General features: G+C 59.0%; 21 protein-coding genes. 7 read left to right on the forward strand and 14 right to left on the reverse strand.

Going from position 1 to position 24,560, the window contains the following annotated elements:
- Window positions 1-172: 172 nt before the first annotated feature.
- Window positions 173-364: a CorA family divalent cation transporter gene (locus AEAC466_RS45075; RefSeq protein ID WP_023460009.1), complete on the reverse strand. Its 192-nt coding sequence runs from the start codon at window positions 362-364 to the stop codon at window positions 173-175.
- 121 nt (window positions 365-485) lie between these two features.
- Complete coding sequence (locus AEAC466_RS42020; RefSeq protein ID WP_023460010.1) at window positions 486-1,583, reverse strand: MBL fold metallo-hydrolase; 1,098 nt, start codon at window positions 1,581-1,583, stop codon at window positions 486-488.
- A 153-nt stretch (window positions 1,584-1,736) separates the two neighbouring features.
- Between AEAC466_RS42020 and AEAC466_RS42025 the strand changes: the two genes are divergently transcribed.
- From AEAC466_RS42025 to AEAC466_RS42035, 3 genes are read left to right on the forward strand one after another with little or no spacing between them, the layout of a single operon-like run.
- Complete coding sequence (locus tag AEAC466_RS42025; protein ID WP_023460011.1) at window positions 1,737-2,069, forward strand: ArsR/SmtB family transcription factor; 333 nt, start codon at window positions 1,737-1,739, stop codon at window positions 2,067-2,069.
- Complete coding sequence (locus AEAC466_RS42030; protein ID WP_023460012.1) at window positions 2,062-2,517, forward strand: SRPBCC family protein; 456 nt, start codon at window positions 2,062-2,064, stop codon at window positions 2,515-2,517. The genes AEAC466_RS42025 and AEAC466_RS42030 overlap by 8 nt, the downstream gene beginning before the upstream one ends.
- Window positions 2,514-2,921 carry a GFA family protein gene (locus tag AEAC466_RS42035; protein ID WP_023460013.1) on the forward strand — a complete coding sequence of 136 codons (408 nt, stop codon included), beginning with the start codon at window positions 2,514-2,516 and terminating at the stop codon, window positions 2,919-2,921. The genes AEAC466_RS42030 and AEAC466_RS42035 overlap by 4 nt, the downstream gene beginning before the upstream one ends.
- Before the next feature lie 235 nt (window positions 2,922-3,156).
- Here the strand turns inward: AEAC466_RS42035 and AEAC466_RS42040 are convergent, their stop codons facing one another.
- The 3 genes from AEAC466_RS42040 to AEAC466_RS42050 form a co-directional block, all read right to left on the reverse strand.
- Window positions 3,157-3,696 carry a hypothetical protein gene (locus AEAC466_RS42040; protein WP_023460014.1) on the reverse strand — a complete coding sequence of 180 codons (540 nt, stop codon included), beginning with the start codon at window positions 3,694-3,696 and terminating at the stop codon, window positions 3,157-3,159.
- Window positions 3,697-3,888: 192 nt separating this feature from the next.
- Complete coding sequence (locus tag AEAC466_RS42045; protein ID WP_023460015.1) at window positions 3,889-4,626, reverse strand: hypothetical protein; 738 nt, start codon at window positions 4,624-4,626, stop codon at window positions 3,889-3,891.
- Window positions 4,627-4,765: 139 nt separating this feature from the next.
- Window positions 4,766-5,215, reverse strand: coding sequence for a hypothetical protein (locus AEAC466_RS42050; RefSeq protein ID WP_023460016.1), 450 nt, complete (start codon window positions 5,213-5,215; stop codon window positions 4,766-4,768).
- A 173-nt stretch (window positions 5,216-5,388) separates the two neighbouring features.
- Between AEAC466_RS42050 and AEAC466_RS42055 the strand changes: the two genes are divergently transcribed.
- Window positions 5,389-5,961, forward strand: coding sequence for a hypothetical protein (locus tag AEAC466_RS42055; protein WP_023460017.1), 573 nt, complete (start codon window positions 5,389-5,391; stop codon window positions 5,959-5,961).
- A 122-nt stretch (window positions 5,962-6,083) separates the two neighbouring features.
- Here the strand turns inward: AEAC466_RS42055 and AEAC466_RS42060 are convergent, their stop codons facing one another.
- Window positions 6,084-7,334, reverse strand: coding sequence for a histidine-type phosphatase (locus tag AEAC466_RS42060; RefSeq protein ID WP_155913873.1), 1,251 nt, complete (start codon window positions 7,332-7,334; stop codon window positions 6,084-6,086).
- The gene (locus AEAC466_RS42065; protein ID WP_031239546.1) at window positions 7,286-9,613 is read right to left on the reverse strand and encodes a GH92 family glycosyl hydrolase; all 2,328 of its coding nucleotides are present in this window, start codon (window positions 9,611-9,613) and stop codon (window positions 7,286-7,288) included. Before AEAC466_RS42065 ends, AEAC466_RS42060 begins: the two co-directional genes overlap by 49 nt.
- Window positions 9,614-9,820: 207 nt before the next feature.
- Here AEAC466_RS42065 and AEAC466_RS0122930 point away from each other — a divergent pair, with 207 nt between their 5' ends.
- The gene (locus AEAC466_RS0122930) at window positions 9,821-10,255 is read left to right on the forward strand and encodes a response regulator (protein WP_023460020.1); all 435 of its coding nucleotides are present in this window, start codon (window positions 9,821-9,823) and stop codon (window positions 10,253-10,255) included.
- A 223-nt stretch (window positions 10,256-10,478) separates the two neighbouring features.
- Here AEAC466_RS0122930 and AEAC466_RS42070 read toward each other — a convergent pair whose 3' ends face one another.
- Both AEAC466_RS42070 and AEAC466_RS42075 read right to left on the reverse strand, forming a co-directional pair.
- Entirely contained in the window at window positions 10,479-11,420 is a 942-nt protein-coding gene (locus AEAC466_RS42070) for a hypothetical protein (protein ID WP_023460021.1), read from the reverse strand.
- A gap of 719 nt (window positions 11,421-12,139) precedes the next feature.
- Complete coding sequence (locus AEAC466_RS42075) at window positions 12,140-14,137, reverse strand: alpha/beta hydrolase family protein (protein WP_023460022.1); 1,998 nt, start codon at window positions 14,135-14,137, stop codon at window positions 12,140-12,142.
- A gap of 284 nt (window positions 14,138-14,421) precedes the next feature.
- Here AEAC466_RS42075 and AEAC466_RS42080 point away from each other — a divergent pair, with 284 nt between their 5' ends.
- Window positions 14,422-17,604, forward strand: coding sequence for a VIT domain-containing protein (locus tag AEAC466_RS42080; protein ID WP_023460023.1), 3,183 nt, complete (start codon window positions 14,422-14,424; stop codon window positions 17,602-17,604).
- Between the two features lie 83 nt (window positions 17,605-17,687).
- Here the strand turns inward: AEAC466_RS42080 and AEAC466_RS42085 are convergent, their stop codons facing one another.
- Together AEAC466_RS42085 and AEAC466_RS42090 are read right to left on the reverse strand one after the other, a co-directional pair.
- The gene (locus AEAC466_RS42085; RefSeq protein WP_023460024.1) at window positions 17,688-18,302 is read right to left on the reverse strand and encodes a cytochrome P460 family protein; all 615 of its coding nucleotides are present in this window, start codon (window positions 18,300-18,302) and stop codon (window positions 17,688-17,690) included.
- Complete coding sequence (locus tag AEAC466_RS42090; protein ID WP_023460025.1) at window positions 18,280-19,308, reverse strand: GlxA family transcriptional regulator; 1,029 nt, start codon at window positions 19,306-19,308, stop codon at window positions 18,280-18,282. Before AEAC466_RS42090 ends, AEAC466_RS42085 begins: the two co-directional genes overlap by 23 nt.
- A gap of 337 nt (window positions 19,309-19,645) precedes the next feature.
- Here AEAC466_RS42090 and AEAC466_RS42095 point away from each other — a divergent pair, with 337 nt between their 5' ends.
- Complete coding sequence (locus AEAC466_RS42095; protein WP_023460026.1) at window positions 19,646-21,313, forward strand: ankyrin repeat domain-containing protein; 1,668 nt, start codon at window positions 19,646-19,648, stop codon at window positions 21,311-21,313.
- A 315-nt stretch (window positions 21,314-21,628) separates the two neighbouring features.
- On the opposite strand, the gene AEAC466_RS42100 is transcribed toward AEAC466_RS42095, so the two are convergent.
- From AEAC466_RS42100 to AEAC466_RS42110, 3 genes are read right to left on the reverse strand one after another with little or no spacing between them, the layout of a single operon-like run.
- Entirely contained in the window at window positions 21,629-22,057 is a 429-nt protein-coding gene (locus AEAC466_RS42100; protein ID WP_023460027.1) for a hypothetical protein, read from the reverse strand.
- Window positions 22,058-22,111: 54 nt separating this feature from the next.
- Window positions 22,112-22,918 carry a hypothetical protein gene (locus tag AEAC466_RS42105; RefSeq protein WP_155913877.1) on the reverse strand — a complete coding sequence of 269 codons (807 nt, stop codon included), beginning with the start codon at window positions 22,916-22,918 and terminating at the stop codon, window positions 22,112-22,114.
- A 40-nt stretch (window positions 22,919-22,958) separates the two neighbouring features.
- The gene (locus AEAC466_RS42110) at window positions 22,959-24,542 is read right to left on the reverse strand and encodes a hypothetical protein (protein ID WP_023460029.1); all 1,584 of its coding nucleotides are present in this window, start codon (window positions 24,540-24,542) and stop codon (window positions 22,959-22,961) included.
- Window positions 24,543-24,560 lie beyond the last annotated feature (18 nt).

Consider the following 24,560-nt stretch of genomic DNA (forward strand, 5'->3'; position numbering starts at 1 on the left):
ACAATGCCGGTGCGAGGCCCGTCGTAAAAGTCCAGACCATATATACGCGTTCATATACCATCCCTGCACTATAAAGCGACTAGTGTCGCGTCGCTATCCGCTCCTTCCGGAATGAAACAGGCATTTCTATCCCCGAAACCTTTTCACTAAACCGGAACGCTGCCCCCCGCCCCTACAGCCACTTCTTATGACTGAAATACACCCATGGCATCACGGCAAACAGCAACATGACGGCGATCGCGAAGACATAGCCGTATTTCCAGTGCCATTCCGGCATATCGGCGAAGTTCATGCCGTAAACCCCCACAACCAGAGACGGCGGCAGGAAGACGCCACCTGTGGTCAGGCTTAAGTGCTTTGGCACGCTCGATACCTTTCGCCTGGGCGTCCGTTATGGCGCTTGCGCGCTTCGCACCTACGGCCCTAACGCGGTATTGGCGGTCGCCAGTTGGCTCTACAAAATGCTCATTATTCGACACGTCCCCCTAGGCCGCCAAAATAATGCGGTTGCCGACATAGGATCGAATAACCTTTTCAGGCATCAGGCGCATGGCTTCTGCGATAAACACCTCTCCGGTGCAGTGCAGAGGAATGATGTAATTCGGGTCGATCTCCTTAAGCGCAGCCGCCGTTGCCCTGGCTTCCGCTTCGGTCCTAGGCTCGACCAGATGAAAGCCGCCGACTACCGCGTGAATTTTGTCGATGCCGGATATGCGCTGCGCCTGCTTGATGGAGTTCAGAATCCCGCGGTGCCCGCAGGAGGAAATCACCACCAGGCCACGATCCTTTACCACATAAGCCGTCGCCAGCTCATGTTCGCCGTCGTCAGCGATCAGGTCCTTCCCCAGCTTCGACGGCGAGATAAGATGGGCGTCGCAGCCCACCCCCGGATGCATTTGCGTGGGTATCGCCGCCCGCTCGGTCGTCGTCATGGGAATGATGCCGGTGGTGAAGGCGTGACCGGCGATAACGGTCGGATCAGGAGCCAGGCGCACGTCGAAACCGGCGTCCTTCAGGCCCGCCCGATCCAACGCGCCCATGATGATCGGCGGGTTGCCACCAAGGCCTGTGCGCTCGCAAAAGGCTTCCTCTTCGCCGACATAGAGAGCCAAAGGCCGCTCGGGCCGCTTCTGCGCGAACAGGCCCCTGTATCCCCCGTAATGGTCGATATGCCCATGGCTCAATACGGCCGCGTCGATCTGCGACGGATCGATTTTCAACTCGGACAGATTGTTGGCCAACACATCTGGCGTAAAACCAAAGTCGATCAGCACACGTCTGACCTGCCCCGCCTTTCTGGATTCATTGAGCAGGGACAGACCGAACTGGCCTTCCAATGTCTTGCCGCTCATGCGCGGCGCCGGCGGGCCTAGCCGGCTGTTGCGCTGAAGCGTCAGCCCCGGCTTCTCGATGTCGTCCAGAAAGGGCCCGAACAGGCTGCTGTCGACAAGGATCTGTATCGCGACGCTATCGACAACGGGTATCGCCAGTTTCGGTTCGGCCGCATACGCACTCGGCATTAGCCCCGCCAAGGCGGCAGCGCCCGTCACAAAGCTTCGGCGCGACAGATGGATACGGGTCATGACTGCCTCCCGGCTAAGCCGCGATGACATGAACGCCATCGGACCTGACAAGAGCAACGCAAAATGCAGCGTTTGTCTACCCGGATTCCGTGCATCCAGGCCACCAATTCAATTAGCCTTTACTAATGCATTAGCACATGCTAATTTATTTCCATGATCCAATCCCCATCCATCGATGCCCTTTTGCGCGCCCTCTCCGATCCCACCCGCCGGGCCGTGTACGAACGGATTGCCGGCACGGACGAAATCACGGTCGCCGATCTGACCCGCAATAGTGGAGTAACCCAAGGCGCCGTATCCCAGCACCTTAAGGCGCTTCGTCTGGCCGGGCTTGTCGCTGAACGGCCCGAAGGCCGAAAGGTCTTTTACCGCGCTCAACCGCAAGGCCTGGCGCCGCTCGTCGAATGGATGACGCACTACGGCGTCTTCTGGCAGGGCCGGTTCGACAATCTGCGTGAACTTTTGAAGGAAATTGATAATGACTGACACACAAACCATCATCGTCGATGAGGTGTTCCCGCATAAGCCGGCGCTCATCTGGGACGCCTTGACGTCCGGCACGCTGATGGCGCGCTGGATGATGCCGCCATCGGGTTTCGAAGCCGTCGTGGGGAACCGCTTCACCTTCAAAACGACACCCGCCGGCGCCTGGGACGGCATTATTCACTGCCAGATCCTCGAACTCGTCCCCCTGACGCGCTTCGTCTACAGCTGGAAAGGCGGAGACGACGGGAATACTGGCTATGGCTCCAAACTGGACACCGTCGTCACCTGGTCGCTGATGCCGGGCGAAGGCGGCACGCGGGTGCGTCTGGCCCATTCCGGATTTGTACTCCCCAAGAACGAAACCGCCTTCGAAAACATGGGCAACGGCTGGAAGAAAATCCTGCCCAGACTGGCCACAGCCCTCAGCGAAACGGACGGTGCCGAATGACACAAAACTGGACCGGCGGCTGCGCCTGCGGAGCCTTGCGTTACGATATTGCCGGAGAGCCCATAGCCATGGTCGATTGCCAATGCCGCGATTGCCAACATGAAAGCGGCACGGGTCATGCCTCCCATATCGTTTTCGCGCGCGACGGTGCCCGGATCACAGGCGACGCCGCACAATTCGACATGCGGGCCGATAGCGGCAACCTGAAAACACGCCACTTCTGCCGGATTTGCGGCTCACCGACCCTGATGACCTTTGCCGCGACACCGGATATTTTCACCGTGCGCGCCGCCAGCCTCGATGAGCCTGAACGTTATCAGCCACAGATCGTAACCTACACTGCCTCCGGCCACGCCTGGGACTGTCTCGACCCCGCCCTGCCCCGGTTTGACAGGATGCCTTAAGCCCCGCCCAACGGATTAGGTGCCTCAGACACCATTGCGGTCGTGGGTATGAGTCTCATGAAATAAAAGGCGGAGGCGCGGGAGTTTGCCGGTTCGGAAATGAGACGGCCTCGCGCTTCGGCGGGGCGTCTGTCTGGGTTGTAATCGGGGTCATCATGGCGGACATGCCGCCTCTCCAAGGCCGAACGACGCGCCTGTCAACGGGCAGACAGATCGGCCCACCCACAACGCCCGTCTATTGGTCCGCGCTGCTTGCGGCGGAATTGGCCGCTAGCCCATCCCAATAATTTTCCCCTTCAAGTTCGCAATGCATCTCGGGGGAGTGTTCATGGGCAGCCCGTACAGAGCCGAGATACTGATGGCACGTCACAGACTTTTCGGGAGCGCCTGTGCCAACCACAGTTACCAACACCATGGGTTCACCATCGACGCCATCGGGCAATTTATTTGGGTCGACGGCGTCCGCGTACAGATGAACACGACGTAGTTTTGCAGAGAAATTCCACCGTTCTTGCCCTATGTACACGCGATGAGCAGGGTCAACCTCGCCTGTAAAGCCAGGCTTCGGAATACCGTAATAATAGGCATCTGCCTGAAGATATTCCGCCGTCTTTAAAGCCGCTTCCGCTTTAGGAGATGTCTTGAGGATTAAGTCATAGGCATACGGCCCGTCCTTGGGCTGCGGATTGTGAATGGCTTCGACAACATCACACTGCGCAAGGCCGATACATAGGGGCACAAGGGCCAAAAGCCATTTTTTATGCGAAAGCGTCATAGGGTTCCCTCCTCGTAGCTGTTATCTTTTTGGCCGCCTGTTCCTTTAAGCGCGTCCCTTTGCATCATCCGTCACGGGTGCTTGCACCGACACCCGGCACCCGGCACCTGACTTACGACCGGTGACGGCCGGCTGTTGATGCGGCGGGCAGGCCCGCCAAGGCCAACACCAAAAACAATCCCCCCATAAGCCTCAGCCCAATCCCATCCCAGGTTGCAGGTACGTTATACCCTTACCACTCAATTGCAACCGCGTGCGGCTGAGTCCGGCCCCACGCCGGTCAAGGGCCAGATCGAATAAGGTCGAAGGACACGCGACCCGGTGTTCCAAATTGACCATGCTGGAAATGGCGTCCTGGCTCGGATGCGCAAAGAGCTGCAAATACAGCCGTGATCGCGTAAGAAAGGCGCATCCATCCGTCCTCGATATCAGACAACGGCGAACAATAGTGTCTTTGCCTCTGTATCTGACATCGAACACATCGTCTCGCATCTTCAAATCAGCCGACGCCTCAAGGCAAGGCAACCTCTGGGTTTCGTTTAAAACGTGGGCCGTCGCTGCCTGCGAAACGGGAAGATTGTATTCAAGCCTGAAATCGTTCACCGGGAACGGGGCATCCGAGATAAAAATGACCTGGAAAGGTTTTTCCACGGTCGACGCCAGGAACGCCAACCGAACATAGTCAGTCGGTTGCGGGACAAAGGTTTCATCTGCGGCATAATCGTGCATGCCGTCGTATCGCCAATCTTTACGCCCCGCCAGCTTTTGAGCCGGCGAAAAGGTTGTGGCTACTGGCGTGAGCGTCGCAGGCGGCGCGGCATGGCGCGACTGGAAAGGTGGCAAAAATACCTGCAACGCGAAGAGCTGCCAGGTCACAGCCAGCAAAACGCAGACGCACGCGAACAAAATCAGCCAGCCCATTTTCTTCATCACGTCCCCCGTATCGCGGCCTTAGCCTATCGAAACAGGCTGTATTGTCCAGAGAGGTGGCCAGTCCGGGGCATAAGTGCCACTTTGGAGGTTTTGCAGGACCGTCACGTCGTTGCATGTTGCATATCTGCAATCTTCGTTAGTTGATTTGAAATCTTCGACGGATGCCTAGCGCCGTAAGAAAGAGCAATATTGTTGCGATGATCGATTGGAGTGTGGCTAAATACATAAAGGCGTGCGCCCCGCTTGGGTTATTGGCGGAGTTAATGTGGTCCGCATAAATCTGGCTAAGCGTGCCAAAGCCCCCAAATGGGAAAAGGCGCGCTGTCGAAACTGAAAAGGCCATCATCCAGTCGTCGTGCGAGTTGAACTCCGGATGGAATAAAAACATGTAGAGTAAACCAAAGCCAAACCATACAATTATCAGTGAGAAAACGGGTTTAAATATAGAAGTCCCGTAGTCTGACGCAGTCTCATATATCCAAGACGCCCACTTTTCACCGAGCGACGAGTTGTCTTGCTCGCGCCGCGCCAACAACTCGAAACGGTATAATAAATGCTCTCGCATCTTATCGGTTTCTTTGGCCATGACACGCCACCATGGGACGTTCTATTCTTCTGCACGTCCAAAGCAGCCAAAATTTGGTATCATTCGGGCTTTGCATTAGAGAGTTAAGGTGGAAGTTTGGCGGAGCCCTCATAATGTCCGAAGTGTCAAATTACCGTTGCGCTACTCTTGATCCGACACGGGAGGATTGAAGGATGAACAGAAGAGACTTCCTCGCGTTCAGTGCGACGACCGCAGCAATAGCCATTTATCCGTCGCCGGGCCGGGCGGAGACCAAGAATGAAATGGAACCAGTCACGACCTCGATTCAATATGACATAGGGAAGTATGGTTGGTCGAGCTTTAAGCTAATTGTCGGAGACCGGAGTGTCGACGTTGGAGCGTTTAGCTATACCACGGACGCGCTCGATGATCTTATTCGAACGGGGCTTCAGGCGGCACTTCGCTCGACGCGGTTTGAGGCTAGCTTTGACGGCGAACCAATGGAATGGCGTCTGATAGTGGACGAAACTTGGAAACCTTTGGCTAGGCTTCGGATACTTACTTTTGCAGACATTGGTGCGATGTTGCCAGAAGAAAAGGGTATCGTCGATTTCGAAGCTCGCGTAAATCTAGACGAGTACGCGCAGGCCGTTCAATCCGTCGGTCACAGCATCTGGAAGAGATACGGCGACCACGGCTACAGAGAAGCCTGGGGCGGCTCTAGAGGATTTCCAATGCGGGCGCTAAAAGCCCTCGATTCAGCGTTGTCAACTCCCAGCGCGTAGGCGGAATGAGCCGGGTTCAGATTAGGTTCGAAGGCTCGCTGCCAATTCGAGACGAACGGCAGGCGTAACAGGCTACCCGCGTTGGCGCCTTCGCGCACAATCCGGACATGGCGGCCGATATCTTAAGGCATAAGCGCGCGGAATTGCGCCGCTCCGCATTCGGACTGTTTGCCGCACGATAAGATAGGAATGCGTTTGGACGCCCTCTCAGAGAGGGGCGTGAGATACCGCATGCCCTCAAGCGATGACGAACGGAACCGCACACGGACAAATTCCCGCCCGGCCCCATCCCGCCACAGTTCGAAGATCAGCGCGCCGCCGGGCGGAGGATCATCGGCGGCAAAGCCCCGGGCCTGCCAGTGTAACCCCAGGGCGCCGGCGATATAGGCCAGATTGCCGTCATGACCGACCAGAAGCGTATAACGGCTGGCCGCAGGGTCGAACAGAGCCGACCGCACTTCGCTCAGAAGCCCGGCCGCCGCATAGGTCGCCACGGCCTTCGGGCGGGCAATCAGCCGGAACTCTTCGGCATGCAGCGCCGACGCCGCCGTAATCTGGCGTTTGCTCACCCTACCCCACCCCACGTCGCTCATCGGGAAGCCGTTGGCATATTCCAGCATGAGAATCTGCGACAGGCTGGACGCTATTTTCAAGGCGCCGCTGACCTTTGGATCGCGGCCGCTGACGTCGAGGCCCGAGGGCATGTCGTTCAGGCTGCACACCTGATCGGTCCGACACCCCAGCGAGCTGTTCATCTGCAACACCTCGCTCAAAAGCGCGTAATCGGCGTGATGCGCCGTATCGATGGCGGCCATGTCGCCCGAAGTCAGGGCCTCCTCCCTCACCGCTGCACCGTCGAGCGGCGGCGATGCGACATCGGCGTTAAACGGGGAAAACCGCGCATCGGTTTGGCCTTCGCCGGCATGTGCCACCGGCACATCACAGCCGTTAAAGGCCGTGTTGGCATAGACCTCCGCCGTCCGTATCGTGCGCTGATCCGTATCCGCAACAATGCGTACCGTGCCCGCCACCGGGCACCCCGGCCCCAATAGGCCGGCATAGGTCAAACGATCGAAGTCGGCGATACGCGCAATGGCCTGCTCGCCATGCGGGGTCAGTGCGGCGGGCGGCACGCGCCATACCGGCCAGGCCTGATCAGTGAGCCGCTGCGGCAAAGGCGGATCGCTATTGGGCCGCTTTATGCCATGCCGCATCACGATGACCACCCGTTCCAGCGTGTCCCCCTTCGCCTTCGCAACAGCGGGTGCACCCGGCGCGACGACGGCCAGGCACGCCAGGAAGGTTGCGACTGTCAGGACGCGGATCATTTGGAAGGTATGACGCTTGGCGGGCGGGTAAACGCCTGTGCCCATGTTCCGGGCACGGACGCCATATCAAGGTCAAGCACGCCACCGGCGACGATTTCCGCATGGGTGAGCCAGGCACGGTCGATCGGCTTACCGTTCAACCGGGCGGCGACGACATAGAGGTTGTCGGCCGAATTATTATGGGCGCGGATGGTGAAAGCCTTGCCCCCTTCGAGGTGGATCGTGCTGGCCGAAAAGAGCGGCGAGCCGATGTAATAAACCGGTTGGCCGGCATTGGGATACACGCCGATGGCGTTCCACACGAACCACGACGACATGGCCCCGGCGTCATCATTACCGGGCAGGCCCGTCCGCTGCAGGCTGTAATTATCCGCCATGATCCGGCGCACGCGCTTTGCCGTCCGATCCGGGCGACCGGCATGGATATAGAGATACGGCGCCAGAATATCCGGCTCATTGCCTTGCGAATAGTGGCCGGTGTCGAACAGGCGATCGAGCCAGCCGGTAAAGGCCTCCGCCCCGCCGACCTTGCCGATCAGCCCGGCGACATCATGCGGCACATAGGTCGAATACTGCTGGCCGCTGCCCTCATAATAGGGCGCCTCCCACCACGGCGTGGACTTGTCGGGATAGTCATAGGTGCAGCTATAGTTTTCCAGCCACGCCCCGTCGGCATAGCGCGGGCGGATGCAGCCCAAGCTGTCGTCCCACAGCTTTTTCCAGCCTTGTGACCGCGCCAGGTAGCGCGCCGCATCGTCCGGTTTGCCAAGCTGGCTGGCCACCTCGGCGATGGCGAAGTCGTTATAGGCATATTCCAGGGTGCGCGAGGCCGAGCGCGGCTGGCTTAAGGAGACATAGCCCAGCGTGAGATAGTCCTTTAGCACCCGGCCCTGAAGCAGCGGTTTGTCCGACTCGGCCTCGCCATCGGTCTTGAGCGCGGCATAGGCCAGATCATAGTCAAAGCCACCCAGATTCTTGACGATGGCATCCGCCACAACGACGTCGCCGTTCGATCCGCCCTGGGTCATGCCATTGGCACCGGCTATGCGGGCATCGGGCAGCCAACCGGTGTGTTTATAGGTGTCCAACAAGGAGCGTATCATGTCCCGCTGCCTTTGCGGCTCTATCAGGGTCAGCAAGGGATGCAGCGTCCGGAAAGTGTCCCACAGCGTGTAGAAGTCTTCGTAATGCGGCTCGGTCGATGTCCACCACGCATTGTCACCGCTGAGGTCGTGCGGCATGGTCTCGCTGTGATAGAGCGCCGTGTAGAAGATGCGCCTTTGCGCCTCCGTACCGCCCTCTACGGTGATTTTTGACAGCGCCTGGTCCCAAAGCCCCTGGGCGCGCTGGCGCACGGCGTCAAAATCCCAGCCCGTTGCTTCGGCGGCCAGATGCGCCCTCGCCTGCTCCGCGCTGACAAAAGACACCGCCACCTTGACCTGAACGACCGGCTGTTTGGCGATGTCAAAACGCGCATAGCCGCCCAATTTGTGGGCGAAGGCCTGATCGATATCGTAATCGACCATGACGCTTTGCTTATGGGCCGGGCTCAGGCTTTGCGGCAGTCCGTCCAGGCTGCCGGTGCCGGGATGGGCGTCAAAGCCCCCCTGACTGGCCCGCCAGGCGCCGACCTCCAGGGCCGGCCGATCAAAGACGGCATAGAAGTAAATCTTGTAAGGTGTCGGGTTCCACGCGCCTTCGAAACTGGCCCAGCCCGACAGGGTGTGATCGTCGATAATATCGACATGGGAGGCCGTCGCCCGCTGGCCCTTGCCGCCCATTTCGACAATGGAGCTGACGTTGAGGATGACATTGCCCGGCACGGACGCGCCCGCGGTCTGCGGGAAGGTCAGGCGCATGAAGCCCGTCATGCGCGTGGCCGTCACTTCGGTCTTGATCGCTTCGTCGGGCGTGTTACCCAGGACAACACTGTAATAGCCGGGGGCGGCCACCTCATGGCTCTTGGCGAAGACCAGATGATTGGCGCGCAATGGCCCCACCGTAGGCGACAGGCGGAAATTGCCGTACTGACTATCACCGCCGGTGCCGCTGACATGGGTCAAGCTCAGCCCCATGATCGGGCTGGCTGAGTCATAACCGTTGGTATCGCCCCGCGTGGTGTCCGGGCTGAAGGTGACGAAGCCGAACGGGATTTGCGCGCCGGGCACGGTGTTGCCGCCGACGGTCGAGCCGCCATCCACGCCGACAAACGGATCCACCAGGGCGGACAGCCCTTGCGCCTGCGTGGCTGGGTCCGCCAGCGCCGCGCCATGGAGCACAACAGTGAATAACGCCACAAGGGGCAAGACCCGAAACCGATGCACGTGCGAATCCTCTGATCTGAAAGCCCTCTTAAAACCGGAGCCTCTCGAATTTAGTGGACCACATTTAGATATCAACGTCAATTGGTCGCCCAATTTGGCCACGGGCAACGCCCGCTACTCCGTTCACGCCCCGGTTGAAGATTTATTTACCATTGAGTCACCATGATTGAACAACCGGTGATCGGATCAACGGACAGGCGGACCTCTATGCAAATCCTATTGATTGAAGACAACGGAGGCGACGCGACTCTGGTGAAACTGGGGTTCAAGGACACAGCGCCCACCGCCACTATAAGCTGGCAAACCACCGCTGAGGCGGGCCTGCGCGCCCTGGAAAAATATCACGACCTATACGACTTGATACTGCTCGATCTCAACCTGCCAAAGATGAGCGGCGCCCAGTTCGTGGCGCACGTCGCCACGCGTCCCGAAACGGGCAAGATCCCCATTATGATCCTGTCGAGTTCGCCGGCCTCGCAAGTTGTGGGCGCCCCGCATGGCGACCGTCCCTTAGGCTACATCACCAAGCCTTCCGACCTGGCCGGATATCGCAGCATCGCCAAATATCTCCACGATTGCTGGACCGCCGATGAGTGGACAGAGTCCGGTGAGATCAAGGTGAGGTTCAAACGATTTGATTAGCCGGGCGCATGGCATTGCCGCGTTCCGATAAGGCAATGTCGCAAATTTCCAGAGCAACCCTGCCGGGACCGAACGCATAGGTCGTTGAGTAAAAGAGACTTTCTCAGCCGATCAGAATATCCCATAACCGCAAGTACGGGGCTCGACCAACCGACTTCCGGCGCCTATTGAAAATGCTGCGCAGCGCCTGAGCGTCCTAGGAGCACCTCCCAGCAAACCGCCTCTATTTATAGGACCACCGAAGCTCCAAACTTTCCCGATACAAATTCCTCACCTCGACCGAAAAAGTTCTCTTGCCCTCGGTCGTGATATCTTCGGGGTGCAGATACTCGACTCTGAGATCCTTTATCCGCATACACGTCATCCTCGCAATTTCAACATGCTCAGGAAACATGATCTGGACCGCCACTTTCGCCGCCATATGGTTTGGCGAGGTGACCCGGTAAATGGGATCTTCACCATTATACTCGTTTAAATGACAAGTGTGTGCGATCCTACGGACAACAACGTCCTTGAACATTACTCCGCTTTTGTAAAGCGAGTGAACAATGCCATTTGGCAAGTATGTCGCGAAGAAGCTCGTTTTAAGGTGCCGATCAAATACTTCTATAATTTCTAACGAACGCTTTGAAAAGTATAAGTGCCTGTCTTTAGTTATAAGAGTGTTATTTAGTCTAGATGTTATATCTAGATTTCCCCTCACAATTTCCCCACGCTCACTTGTCGCCTGATGCTTGAAAGCATAAGCATCAGTTCGAGGCCGATTAGGGAAAAATTCTTGGGTGCGAGTAACTCTGGAGTGCTCAAGATCGTTACCCCAAAGTTCGAGCTTCATGTCTATATTGAGAACAGTGAACGGAACTTCCGACTGATTTAGATAGTCGACCGTGCTTCGCATCGATCCGACAACGATAAAGTATCCTATCACCGCAATTAGCACGGCACCAATCAAGAACAGCCAGCCATTGACGGGGCTTTCTGGATAAATCGGGCCATAAGGCATCAACAAAACATGAAGAAATTTGGTTAACGACTCGGCGCGGTGCTCAAGTAGGTATTCCGCAGGCGCCGCAAAAAGCGAGGTCCACTCGCCAATCGTCACCAAAAAAGCAACAAGGGCAAGAGCCCGGGCAATTGGCCCGAACCAACTCGGAAATCTATCCATTGCTCGCCCCCAGTGCGAAGAGACTGATTAAATCGGGCCTTCGCACAGAGGAGACGGGTAAGTTAGATAAGATCCTCGGATTTCATGCGATACTCCCTCGGTAGTTGTGAACGATATGTGACATAGAAGTTTGCCGTCAATAAGGCATACAGCCAAGAGTCGAGTTATAAACAGGATTCTTTTAAGAAGTTGTATAGGAGTGCCGAAGCGTCCTGATAGGCGAGTCGACGAATCCCGCCCCGCTATTAAAGCCGGAGCGCTGCAAATTTCCAATAGCTTGACAAAGCCCACCAATCGGAAATCAGTATAAATCCGCCATGCTCGCCTATTTAGGATAAAAATTAACCTTTGACAAGGACCGCCCGCGAATGCCGAGGCCACCTTAAAAATAATCCATCCGCTGTTGGGGAACTTCCGCTCATGGGCATAACCGGACTTCATCTCTGCCCCCAAAGCAGACAGGTCGGCGCTGCACTTCCCCTTAACGAAAAGCCGTAACCCGGTAAGGCGCCTTACCGGGTTACGGTCATCCTGTCGCCGTGAAGCGCTTCCGCAGGGTGATGATGTCCGCGCGACGGTCATCATGCTGAGGCGCTCCACCCACTGACATTGTCGTGACTAAGTGGCGGGGAAGCCACCGGCCCAACCTATTGACGGATGAAATTAACGTCGATGAATGTAACGCAAAGCTTCGCGTAAGAGCACGTTTCGCAAAGCAATCAGGCCGGATTATATTTCGCCAGGAAATCGAGCGAGCGTTTGATCATATCGACGCGGTCTGCCTGGTTGCTTTCATTGTGATCCTGCTTTTCATACGGCACAAACTCATAGGTCTTGCCCGCATCGCGCAAGGCATTGGCCATGCGTTGCCCCTGCTCAAATGGCACGATGCTGTCGTCACGGCCGTGGAAGATCAGGACCGGACAATAGGCATTGGCGGCCTGGCGGGCCGGGGAAATGGCGGCCCAGCCGTCCCGGGGGCCGTAAAGGTCCTTCCAGTAGCTGACCTCGGGATTGTTCTGCCAGTTGTTGTTCGCTTGCTCGAATTCCATCATGGTGATGAGGTCGCTCACGCCCGCGATCGCGATCGCGGCATTGTACACGCCCCGGTCAAGCGTCGCGCCGGCCAGCGCCGCATAACCGCCATAGGAGGCGCCCATGATCGACACGCGCTTGGCATCGACCAACCCCTTGCCGACAAGGTAACGAACCCCGTCCGACAGATCGGTCTGCATCTTGCGGCCCCATTCGCCATTTCCCGCCTGAACAAAACTGGCGCCATAGCCGATTGAGCCACGGAAATTCGGTTGCAGCACGGCATAGCCCGCGGCGGTCAAGCACTGGACCTGAGCATCGAAATCGGCATAGTCGCGCGCCCTTGGACCGCCATGCGGGATGACGACCAACGGCAATGCCTTGGCGGTGACGTAGGGCGGCAGGCTGAGATAGGCGCTAATGGCCAGCCCGTCGCCGGCGATGTAGGAGATGATGTCCTTGTGCGACAGCCAGTCGACGGGAATGTCCGGATAATTCTTGGCCAGGAAGGTCGCCAGGCCCGTCGACAGATCAATGAAATAATAGCTGCCCGCATCGACATTGGATTCGGCGTAGACGATGACCTTACGCACGTCGTCGGCAAAACTGTCGATATAGACATGGTCGCCTTCGTCAAACACCGAGATAAGCGCATCGCTGATTTTTTTGAGCGTCGGATCGAAATAGTGGTTTTCGACCCAGTCCTTATGCAGACGAAATCCGGCCAGATACCGGGTACGGGGGTGGAAAAGCGCCGAATAATCGGCGGCGTCATCGCCGTTGAACAGGGGCTCGCTCAGCTTGCCGTTGGCGTCGATCTCGTAATAGTCGCCGGCCCCCTTATCGTCGTACAGAATGATACTGAGCGTCTCATCCGTGCGCCCCAGCCCGGCCAGGTCGATTTTGAACCGGTTGGTCTTTGCAGTGTAGATGAGTTTCCACCGTGGCGCAGCCCCGGCGGCGTTGGTATTGATAAACAGCCGCCATTGCAAATTGACTGCGTCATATTCGGCATAGGCGGCAGGCGTGCCATCGGATTTCAGCACCACATCCGTCGTCTCCACGGACAGGGTTGTGATCAGATGCGCCACCCCACCCTGGGTCGGAAAGCTGTATAGCGGGCGATAATATACCCCGTGATCATGGTCCATCAATATGCTGGACGCGGTGACGCGCGTCTCGCCATTCACCTTTATGACCCCCAGATCACCCACGACGATCGGGTAGAAATTCTCCATGCCCTCGAACAGCGTCGTCATCTTGCGCGTTTTTACGTTGATCAGGTGCGCAAGGAAGGCTTCGATCTTGTTCGCCGTGAACTCACGCAGGCTGGTCGTCGAGGAATTTTCCAGCAACAAGGTGTCGTTGTCGGCAAAGGCCAGGCGCCTGACCTTGGCGGTGCCCATGTTCATTGTGCCCTTGTTGCCGCCATCGATATCCATGAAGGCCAGGATCTTGTTGTCGCCCTTTTGCATGACGAAGGCGATCTTGCCGGCGTCGGGCGAGATACAGAAGAATTCGGTATAAGGGTTTTTGATAAAGGTATCGAACGAGGGCCGGGGCGACCGCGCCGTGTCCGATTGCGCAGCAGCGGACTGCGCCTTTGCACGCCCCGCCAGCGCCAGGGCGCCGGCCATACAGCCGCTCAAAACCGTTTTACGGCGCGATAAGGTATAGGTCATGTTCGCCCCCCAAGGCATGCACACGTTCTACCCGGAGCCCTCAGGCTCTGGGACGTTTTGGACAATCTATCCCGTTAACAGGGAGCTGTCACGCGCAATTAACCGATGGTTGCAAGTCGCCGCACCCGATTCAAAACTCAGCCAAAGGTAGCGAAATCCTTCACACGCCATTAGAGGCCAGGTCAGACCTGTCATCGATGAAGGCCCTACCCGGCCCTCGCCATTAGCTGGCCATGAGTTTGCCATTATGACGGATCAATCCTTCCTGAAACGGGGAGGAAATCATGACATATTCAGCAATTTTGAAGCGTGGCGCGGCCGGGCTGGCTATAGGTATCGCGCTGGGCGTAACGGCGGTTGCGGGCGCCACGACGCCGCTGCTGCGACCTGTGGAGGTCCGCCCGACTGGCAAACCGGCGCCGGATGAGCCCCGTCTGACCGACACGCCGGCACTGGATTTGAAGGCGCATAATACTCGGACCGATCGCACGGTCGGCGATGAAACCTCCTTACGCATTTCCACGCTCGATGCCCGTGTCGATATGGCCGGCCATATGGCGCAAACGACCCTGACCATTACCTTCGCCAATACCACAGGGGCGACGCTCGAAGGCGATTTCAGCCTGCAACTGCCCGCGGACGCCTATGTCACCGGCTATGCGCTCGATGTTAACGGCGGGATGGTCGAGGGCGTCTTGCAATCGAAATTCCAGGCACGGGAGGCCTATGAGGAGCGTGTGCGCGCCGGCGTTGATCCTGGGCTTGCGGAAGTTGACGCGCGCAACATGTTCCGCACGCATGTCTTTCCGATCCGGCCACAGTCAGGCCGGACGATACGGGTCCGTTACGTCACACCGCTGGGGGCGGATAGCCGGTTTGAGCTGCCCCTGTCTACAGCCTATCGGGTGGATAAGGTCAGTCTCGACATCAGTGTACCCGCAACGGTTAAGGCCATGATGGATACGCCGGATGAGCTGCGCTCCGGCGCGCCCGTCCTGGCCGAGGGCAGGCTTACCATGCCCTATAGCGGCCAAAACCTGTTCTTGGCCAAACGGATTGTCGTGGCGGTCAAGGCGTCGGACGACGTTGCCGTCATGCGTCATCGTAATGGCGATGCCTTCTTTGAATTTGTGGTGCCTGCCCAATCTCCCGGTAAAAGCCCGGTGCACACCTTGCGTCTCTACTGGGATGCGTCCCGCTCGCATCGGGACGATGATACCCAGGCGGAAGCACAGGTCGTGGCCGATTATATCGCGCAAGTGAAACCGCAAGCCGTCGATCTGATACTCTTCGCCGATAACGCGCCGCAAACCGTTCATTTCGACGCGCCCACACCCGATGCGGTGAAAAAGGCCTTGCTGGAGGCCAATTACGCCGGTGCGACCCGCTATGCCGGTCTGGCAAAAGTTCTGCCAGGACGCGCGGACGTCTGCCTTCTGGTGTCAGACGGCAGTGTGACGCTTGATGCCTTTGAGGCCGGTAAGTGGCCGTGTCGTGTCCTGACGCTAAGCGCGTCGAAATCGGCGCACCGCGATGTGCTGCGCACACTGGCGGGCCGTAATGGCGGTGTATTCGCCGATCTGACCGCCGGCCATGACGCCGCCTTGACGCAACTCATGATGCGCGGACCGAAGCTATGGGATTTGACGGACGCCGACGGTCGTCCGGTCGATTATGCCATCCGGCCGATGGGGACGGACAGCTATCGCGTCTTCGGTCCTGCGCCGACCGGCGGCAAGCTGGTGGTGGACTACGGCACGGGACAACAAACCTATACCCTGGCTCAGGCGGTGGATAATGATGGGGCGGGCGCCTTATGGGGCGCGAGCCTGATCGACCGGCTCAACGCCAGTGGCGCGCCGGATCGCGAAAAGGGGCTTGCCCTGGCACGGCGTTACAGTGTGGCGACGCCCGATGTCAGCTTCATTGTCCTGGAAACCGGCGGCGACTATGCGCGGGCGAAGATCGCGCCACCGGCGGACATCGATAAGTCTATCTGGACGGCTTATGTGCAGGCCCGCGACCAGATCGCCAAGACTGACGCCGAGGCAAAAGCAAAGCGCTTCGACGCTATTCTCGGCCAGTGGAACGGACAAAAAGATTGGTACGCCGCTAAGTACAAAACCCTGGCGCAAGCGAAAAAAGCCTTCGCGTCTGAGCCCGCCCCGACAGGCACAGTTACGGAGACAGGCACAGCTACGCAGGTGGCCCCGATCGCGGGCATAGTCACGGTAACGGGGACTCGGCGCGCCGACGCGCCGCCACCGCCACCACCCGCGGTTCAGCCCAGAGAAACCCCGCCTTCGCCTGCGATGGCGCCGCCGCCTCCCCTGCCCGTACCGCCCGCGCCGATGCCGTCCGCTCCTGGGGGATACATCTCGTCGCAAAATGCTGACCTTTCCCTCAACGCATCTGTGGCTAAAAGTCCGCAAGCCCTTGCGGGTGTCGACATCGACCGTTCGGGCGGTGGTGATCGTAACACGGGCATGAGCATCACAACCGCGGAATGGAATCCGGAGCGGCCGTATCTGAAGGCCCTGAATGCGGTGAAGCCGGGCGACACCACCGGGTTCGACACGACCTATCATGAGATGGAAAAGGCGTTCGGCGATACCCCAGGCTTCTATTTCGATGTCGCGGAATGGGTGTTCCGCAAGGGGGATGCCACCCGGGCCGCCGCCATACTGCGCAACGCGCTCGACCTGCCGGCCAGCGATATCGATACGCAGATTATCGCCGCCGACCGATTGGCGCGCTATGGCGACTATAGCGATGCCATCTGGCTGGATGAACGCATTCACGATCTGACACCGGAAAAACCTCAGGCGACACGTAATCTGGCCCTGGTGCTGATTGAGGCGACCGACAAGCAACTGGCGGCTAAAACCATTGACCGGGCGGCGGCCATCGCGACCTATAAACGTGCGCTAGGCTTGCTGATGAACGTGGTGCTGACGCCATGGAATGCCGACTACGATGGTATCGAGATCATCTCCCTGATGGAGGCCAACCACCTGGTTGCCCAGCTCAAAGCTCTGGGCGTCCCCGCCGCCGACCTGGCGGATATTATTGACCCCAGACTGGTCGCGCTGATGGATGTCGATATTCGTATCACGCTGGAATGGAACACGGACAAGACCGATATGGATCTTTGGGTCGATGAACCCTCCGGCGAACGCGTGATCTACAATAATCCGAGAAGCCAACTCGGCGGGCGGCTATCCAACGATATGACACGCGGGTACGGCCCCGAAGAATATCTGCTGCATATGGCGCCGGCGGGCGAATACAAGGTCCTGGCCAATGTCTATGCCGCCGATGTGCTCAATCGCAACGGCGCCACCAGCGTCACGGTCCGGCTCTATCGCGACTGGGGCCGCCCGTCCGAGACGATGGAAAGCTTTGTGATCGAACTGCAAAAAGGCGAAAAGGGCGCAAAGCCGGTTGGCACCTTTGTGCGAAATTAGGCTTGCTCTCTGCTGGGCAAACTTCGCATTCGCCCCTCATTGACCGGCCCTTGAACCGTCGTAAGGGCGTCTATGTTCCGCGCTTAATTGCCTTTGCTTGCGGCGATTTCCGACAGGTATTTCGGGTTCAGCGTGCCGTGCTGGGTCGCAAAGGGCAGCAGAGTCGGATAAAATTGCACGAAGGTTGTATCCGCCGCCGCATGATCCTGATGGCAGGCGTAACAGGCCGCCGTATGCGCAATCTGTGCGGCGGGCTTACCGTCTTCAAAACTGAAGAAGCCCCACCCGCCGTCGAGACGGGCATCCTTGACATGCGCTTCCAATCCCATGACCTCGCCTGTCTGCACCAGGCCGCGCTTGTTTATGGACACGTCCTTTGCGCCACCACGATTTTCGAGCATGATCACGGTCTTGTCCGGCCACACACCCGTGGCCTTGAACGCCAGATAGGCCGCGCGCGGCACAAAGACATTGTTGAACATGTGCGCGCCTGACATGGCAGGCGCCTGGCTATAGCTCATGTCCAGGCCAGAGCTCAGAAAGACCCAGTCGCGGTAATCGGCGGGAAGCGTCAGGCGCATCTTGGCGTCATATTGCGGTTCACCCGACTCCGGCGGCGTGGGTTCCGCCATCGCGGTCAATAGGGTCGCGGCCAGAACAGTGGCTGCGACAAGACTAAGCAGATGTTGCGATTTCATCGGAATCCTCATTGGCTGTGTGGGAGGTAAAATGGTCGCGGTAGGCGCTTGGGGGCACGCCAAACCGCCGCTCGAACGCCCGGCGGAACGCATCGTCGCTTTGGAACCCCGTCATGTGCGCAATCCGGGCTATGGTGCGCTGGCCCGTGGACAGAAGAAGCCGCGCTTCATCGAGGCGGAGCCATTCGACATAGGCGGCCGGCGCCATGTCAAAGGTCGCCTTGAACCGCCGCGCAAATTGCCGGCTGCTGAGCCCCACCTGCCCGGCCATTGTCTCGACCGACCAATCGCCGGCAAGATCGCGGGCCACGGATGCCACCAGCTCAGCGAACTGATCCCCGGCGCGCGTCTGGAACCTGAGCAGTTCCGAATACTGCAATTGCCCGCCCGATCGCTTCATATAGACGACGAGCTGCCGCGCCGTGGACAGGGCAAGGGCCGGTCCATGATCTTCTTCGATAAGCGCCAGAGCCAGGTCGATACTGGCCGTCATCCCCGCCGACGAATAGAAGGGGCCGTCCTTTATGAATATGGCGTCCGGTTCAATGGTGACGTTGGGAAAGCGACGCGCCACCGCCGCGGCATGACGCCAGTGGGTCGTTGCCCGGCGGCCGTCAAGCAAGCCGCTGGCCGCCAATCCGTACACGCCCGTGCAGACGGACACGATACGGCGCGTATCCGGACTTCGCGTCCGCAGCCACCCCGCGATGGCGGCATTGGTGTCGTCTTCGCGCAAACCCTCGCCACCCGGTATGACAATCGTGTCGAAGGCAGGCGCGGTCTCAAGCGTCACATCGGGCAATATCCGCACCCCGGATTCGGCGGTAAAAGGCGCTTGCGACAGTCCCACGATCCGGGTCTCATAAACGGTGCGCGCCCCGCGCCAGCCCCCACCATCCGCAATGGCAAAGGCTTCCACAACGCCGGTCAGGTCGATGGCCGCGACACCATCGTAACCCAACACGCCAATGTGCCGAAGGGGGGCTTGCCGAAGGGGTATTTGCATCGTCTGAACCTATGCTGGATTTCAAATGTCTCTTACGACATTTATCCGACGATTTCGGACATGACGCCAAAATTCAGCCGTTCCTCAAAATGCGCAAAGAGCCTTGCCCCGACTTCGCCTGAGCGCCCAACTGGCCAGTCGGAGCTTTAGCGAAGGCTGAACGACAGCCATTTGACAAACGCGCCACCCCTTCATATTGTTACCCCAGCGCGCCATTGGAGCGCCGCCTGTCCGCGGCAAGGGAGCACGCTCCCATCCATCCCGAACCTGATATCTTACGAACCTGTCCCTCCGGCCTTTCGTAAGCGGACGTCTGGCTATGGAAGGAAGGTTTTCCATGTCCCGGGTCATTACCCCCAAGACCACACTCGACACTCTCAAAAAAGACGCCAAGCGTTGGCTGAAGGCGATCCGCACCGATGACGCCACCGCGCGTGCAAGACTGGCCGCAGCCTGGCCACAGGCGCCGGATGCGCCCGCCTTGCGCGACATTCAGCACGCCGTGGCGCGTGAATACGGCCACGCCAGTTGGATGGCGCTCAGGGCCGCGCTCGACGACCTTGCCCTCGACCGCACCGATCGGGCCGAACGCATCGAGTTGGTGCTTGGGCACGCCTGGGAAGGTGATGTCGGCGTCGCCCGTCGCATCCTCGCCCGCGACCCCTCGATAGCCACCGAAAACCTGTTCACGGCAGCCATTTGCGGCGCTATCGAAGCCGTTGACCGTTTCCTTGCCCGCGACGCAAAAGCCGCCACTCGCACCGGCGGGAGCCGACAATGGACGGCGCTGGCCTATGTCACCTACGGCCGGCTTGACGGCGCCAATGCGGTTCTCATCGCGCAAAAGCTCCTGGAAGCCGGCGCGGACCCGAACTTCCAGTTCGATGACGGCTGGGGCACGCCGTTCAAGGTGCTGACCGGCGCCATCCGTCTCGGCGAAGGTGCCCGGCCCAGCCACCCCCAAGTCCATACCCTTCTCGACCTGTTGATCGCCTCCGGCGCCGACGCTTACGATTCCCAGTCGCTTTACAATGTCTCGATTGTCGGCGCCGACACCCATTGGTACGACATCCTATGGGGCTATGCCGAAGCCGCCGGCGTGACCGATGCCTGGCGGATGCGCGGCGAAGGCCGACTAGGCTTCCACATGGGGCAAAGCACGCTCGACTATCTGCTCGGCAATGCCGTGGGCCAAAACCACCTGGAGCGCGCTCAGTGGCTGCTGGCGCGCGGCGCCGACGCCAATGCGGTCAACGGCTATAGCAAACGCCCGGTCGAGATCATGGCACGGTTGTCGGGATTCGGCCAGATGTCGGCCCTGCTGCAACGTCACGGCGCAACAGTCACACAACTGAAGGGGCTCGACGCCTTTCGGGCAGCCATCCTGGCCCACGATGCCGACACGGCCAAAACCCTCCTTGCCGCAGATCCAGGTCTGATCCGGCATCCCGGCACGTTGCTGGCAGCGGCGGAATTTGGCAATGCAGAGGCCGTCGGCCTGCTGCTCGACCTCGGCGCCTCGCCCCACGGCCTTGATCATGACGGCATTGCGCCGCTGCACCGCGCCGTGCAATCGGGCTCTCTGGCCACCGTTGAAAAGCTGCTGGCGGCCGGCGCCGATATAGACCTGCGCGAACGCAAATGGCAGGGCACGCCGCTGACATGGTCGCGCGTCCTTGGCCACCCGCACTTGACGGCTTGGCTGGCGCCGCTCAGCCGCGACGTGCGCGGCCTGGCTTGGCTGGGCCTGACGGACCGCCTGGCCTGCGTCCTCGACGAAGACCCGGCGCGCATCACGCACAGCCTTCCCGGCGACGATGCCCCCACCCTGCTCTTCTGCCTGCCGGACGACGAGGATCAGGCAGCCTCCGTCGCTCGCCTGTTGCTGATGCGTGGCGCTGATCCCGCCACGCGCAATCCGCACGGCAAGACCGCAGCGCAAGCGGCTCGCCTGCGCGGCCTCGACGACGCAGCGGATGCCATAGAAGCGGCAAAATCGCGATAGACGATGCCGCTCTTGGGCCAAAACGGCGTCGCGCGCTCGAAACCGGACATCACAGGTGCAGAGCGCCGACTTGCCAGAGTCGGATTGTTTTTGAGGGCAATACTCATTAAGGCCCCGGCTCACTTGCGATGGGTAGCCGGTCCATACAAGGGCCAAACTCGGTCGTTCGCATTTGGCGCACATTGTGGAAGCGCACGCTAATTATGCCACCCCTGAAAGCGATATTTGGTGCATTTCACAACCGCGTTGAGTTCCCACGCCGCCGAGCCCCTTCTGATCGATTTAAAATTCCGAGTTGCGGGATCGGTCGACGGGCTAATTCCCGACGACTTTGGAGCCTTTCATGCTGGTATTTGCCAAGGAATTGACGTCAACAGCGTCGCCAACAATTGAGATTCCTTTACCCCTTAGTGTGACTTTTCCGTCCTTTTTTAAAGTCAGAGACGCATCTCCTGTTGTAAAACTGATCTCGTCGCCCGCTTCGACAATAACTCGCTTGCCACCTTTCATGGTGACGCGATCACTACCCTCCAGCCCCACCTGTTCTGACACCTTGCCGGGAATGTCCTTAATCGCCAAAAGGCTCTCGATATTACGCACTTTTTGCTCAAGAGCAGCTACGCGACTTGGGTCTGTCACAGGGCCTGCCGTTGAGTTGGAAGCAGCCTCGGCGCCTTCGCCAAAATATATGAAAATCACGGCGGCACTCACTAGGCCAAGGACAAAGAAGACATGATTTCGCATTGAATTACTCCGGCTATTGAAGCAGGTCCGGCGTCAGCGGGACCTGCACATGAGTTATCTGCATTCGATCCATGACTTGCCAAAGGCGCTTTTGCGGTCAGCCTGGCCGCTGGCGCAGAACTCATCATCCCCGACATCGAGCGCCTGGCCGCGTGGGGCCTTGAGATTGCGGGTCGCAACGGTCTCGAAACGGACCAGTTCCTGCCCCGTACGTGATCGTGCCTGTCTGGGGTTGGAAACGATCGCCAGGTTCGGCACGGCGCGCGGGTCGAAACGCGCCGACCAGGCGCGGCCATCGAGAGCATTCCACCACGCCTTGTCCCATTCGGCGACGCATTTGCCATTACCGTTACCGAAGGGGTCATTGGCCGCAGCATTGCCGCCGCACATCTTGCCATTAGGGTTGGCAAGACAGCAATTGTCGTGATTGATGCTGCCGACCGAGGTGTAGATATTGAACGTCCCGTCGGAATTTACGGTGCGGCCAGCCTTGACGCCTTCCGACAGGCCGACGGCCAGAGCGCTGCACATTTGCCCCTGCGCACCAAAGCAGCGCTCGCGGGCAAGAATCTCACTGGCGTGTCGGCCGGTGAAAAAATTGCTGCGGATGTTTTGTTTGAGCGTTGCGATGTTGGGCCAGGTGGTGCCATAGCGCTGAGCATTGCACTCCCCACCGGTGCCCGAACTGGTGGGGCGTCGTCCAATGATTTCCTGAATGGCGTCGCTGATCGTGCGATCGTCGCATTGCCCGGCCCGGCCATCCGCGAGAGACGGGCTGGTGTAAAGCGTCATAGCAAAAGTCGCGGCAAGCACGGCCAGTAAGGCAGCTATCAGCACTGATGTTTTTTTGTAAATTCGCATGGTGATCTCCAGGGCTTAGGGCCGGTCGAGTGACCGGAGTTTACGGGCGGGGAATGGTGATGTTCTGAGCGCCGGTGAGGCGCTTGTCGCTGTTTTTCAGAAGGGGGGCGTTTAACCGCTCCAGTACAAAACTGGCCGTGCGGGCGAAGACTGTACCGGTTGGCTGATCGCGTGGCCCGACGGTGACCGTGAAGGTTTTGCCTGCACAGCCTGCGGCTTCTGTGGCGGTGAGTGCCACGGTAAACTGCGTGACATTCGCCGGCGGCGTGGTTTCGCCGCGGAGGTTTGTGAAGCAGCCTTGAGCGCCATCGCCTGAAACCTGCCAAACGAAGACCTGGCCGGGATAGGTGGCCTGCACGGTATCAACGGTCAGGGCCAGAGACGAGTTGAGGCGGCCAATGGCATTGGGCAAGGTTAGCGGCGGTTTTAAGGTTTTGACGCCGTAGTCGGGGGTGGATTTGATCGTCAGGGTGAGGATCTCGCCGCCTGGGTTCACGGTGATCTGGCGTTTGTATTCCCCCACCAGCCCCTGCAGTTCCTCCGGCCGGAAGTTGACCTTGCCGTAATAGCCTTGAGTCGCAGACGCCACTATATTGAAGCTGGGCACCGGGCCGTTGCCGCTATGGGTAAAGGTCACGGGCGGAGGCCCTATACCGGAAATCTTGCGGATGACGCCATAAGGCGTTGGATTAACGCCATACTCGAAATTCAGGCGCAGATGCTTGCGTGCACAGTCGGCGCTAAGACCATTCGTCGGTAAGGTCATGACCAGGCGGCGGCCAACAATCCGGCTGTCCAGCCCTTGTGAATCCGCACAGGCGGCGATCGTGTTGTCCTCGGGCAAGGGGGTGCGTCGTTTGGGTGGCGTCGGCGCCCGGCATTGCGATCTGAAGCCCGAAGCGCCAGGAATGGTGACGCTGGTGCCGCCGCTGGCCCTTTGTTGCGCTTCAGCAGCCGCACGCTCAGCTTCGTACTGCGCTTTTTTGGGCGCTTCGGCAGCCAGGCAGGCCTCGTACTCGGCCTGACGCGTAGGCAGGGTACGGCTATATTCCGCCAGCGCGCTTTGGTATGAGCCTTCTACACTGGCCGCGTCGCCGGTGGCGAAATTGTTGTCGTCCCATACGGTGTCATAAGCGGTCTTGTTATAAATCCTGATCGGAATGCTGCGTGCATCGGCTATTTTCAGGAAGCCATTGCGGATCTGAGGCACCCTGCCAAGAGTAATTTCGATGATCGCCGAACCGATGGCGCCGCAGCCACGCAGGTTATTGCTGACGCCGCTAAAGCCCTTGAGATATTTCGCCGAAGCTTCAGGTATGCCGGTCAGGCTTGTGTTGTTCTTGTCGTCCTCCCAGGTGTCGAGCCAGTGGGCATAGACCTCAAACTGCATCTTGCCTTCACCGGACAAATAGATGGCATCGTCGCCCGGCTTCCACACAATCGCACTGGAGCTGTAAGACCCCGGATCATTATACAGCTCAGAACATGGCGGCCGGTCTTCATTCTGGTACTCATTGAAGTTCTGACTGCGAATGGATTCGATTATGACAGGCCCGGCTACAACGGGCGAAGCGCCAAGTGTCAGACCACATAAAGCAGTGGCGGTCAGAAGATGTTTCATCATGACGATAGTCCTTTGTGG

Source organism: Asticcacaulis sp. AC466 (genome assembly GCF_000495815.1).
Lineage (GTDB): Bacteria > Pseudomonadota > Alphaproteobacteria > Caulobacterales > Caulobacteraceae > Asticcacaulis.

Coding starts and splice junctions, on each gene's coding strand:
- AEAC466_RS42020 (WP_023460010.1), bottom strand. CDS start 1,583: ATGACCCGTATCCATCTGTCGCGCCGAAGCTTTGTGACGGGCGCTGCC.
- AEAC466_RS42025 (WP_023460011.1), top strand. CDS start 1,737: ATGATCCAATCCCCATCCATCGATGCCCTTTTGCGCGCCCTCTCCGAT.
- AEAC466_RS42030 (WP_023460012.1), top strand. CDS start 2,062: ATGACTGACACACAAACCATCATCGTCGATGAGGTGTTCCCGCATAAG.
- AEAC466_RS42035 (WP_023460013.1), top strand. CDS start 2,514: ATGACACAAAACTGGACCGGCGGCTGCGCCTGCGGAGCCTTGCGTTAC.
- AEAC466_RS42040 (WP_023460014.1), bottom strand. CDS start 3,696: ATGACGCTTTCGCATAAAAAATGGCTTTTGGCCCTTGTGCCCCTATGT.
- AEAC466_RS42045 (WP_023460015.1), bottom strand. CDS start 4,626: ATGAAGAAAATGGGCTGGCTGATTTTGTTCGCGTGCGTCTGCGTTTTG.
- AEAC466_RS42050 (WP_023460016.1), bottom strand. CDS start 5,215: ATGGCCAAAGAAACCGATAAGATGCGAGAGCATTTATTATACCGTTTC.
- AEAC466_RS42055 (WP_023460017.1), top strand. CDS start 5,389: ATGAACAGAAGAGACTTCCTCGCGTTCAGTGCGACGACCGCAGCAATA.
- AEAC466_RS42060 (WP_155913873.1), bottom strand. CDS start 7,334: ATGGGCACAGGCGTTTACCCGCCCGCCAAGCGTCATACCTTCCAAATG.
- AEAC466_RS0122930 (WP_023460020.1), top strand. CDS start 9,821: ATGCAAATCCTATTGATTGAAGACAACGGAGGCGACGCGACTCTGGTG.
- AEAC466_RS42070 (WP_023460021.1), bottom strand. CDS start 11,420: ATGGATAGATTTCCGAGTTGGTTCGGGCCAATTGCCCGGGCTCTTGCC.
- AEAC466_RS42075 (WP_023460022.1), bottom strand. CDS start 14,137: ATGACCTATACCTTATCGCGCCGTAAAACGGTTTTGAGCGGCTGTATG.
- AEAC466_RS42080 (WP_023460023.1), top strand. CDS start 14,422: ATGACATATTCAGCAATTTTGAAGCGTGGCGCGGCCGGGCTGGCTATA.
- AEAC466_RS42085 (WP_023460024.1), bottom strand. CDS start 18,302: ATGAAATCGCAACATCTGCTTAGTCTTGTCGCAGCCACTGTTCTGGCC.
- AEAC466_RS42090 (WP_023460025.1), bottom strand. CDS start 19,308: ATGCAAATACCCCTTCGGCAAGCCCCCCTTCGGCACATTGGCGTGTTG.
- AEAC466_RS42095 (WP_023460026.1), top strand. CDS start 19,646: ATGTCCCGGGTCATTACCCCCAAGACCACACTCGACACTCTCAAAAAA.
- AEAC466_RS42100 (WP_023460027.1), bottom strand. CDS start 22,057: ATGCGAAATCATGTCTTCTTTGTCCTTGGCCTAGTGAGTGCCGCCGTG.
- AEAC466_RS42105 (WP_155913877.1), bottom strand. CDS start 22,918: ATGCGAATTTACAAAAAAACATCAGTGCTGATAGCTGCCTTACTGGCC.
- AEAC466_RS42110 (WP_023460029.1), bottom strand. CDS start 24,542: ATGATGAAACATCTTCTGACCGCCACTGCTTTATGTGGTCTGACACTT.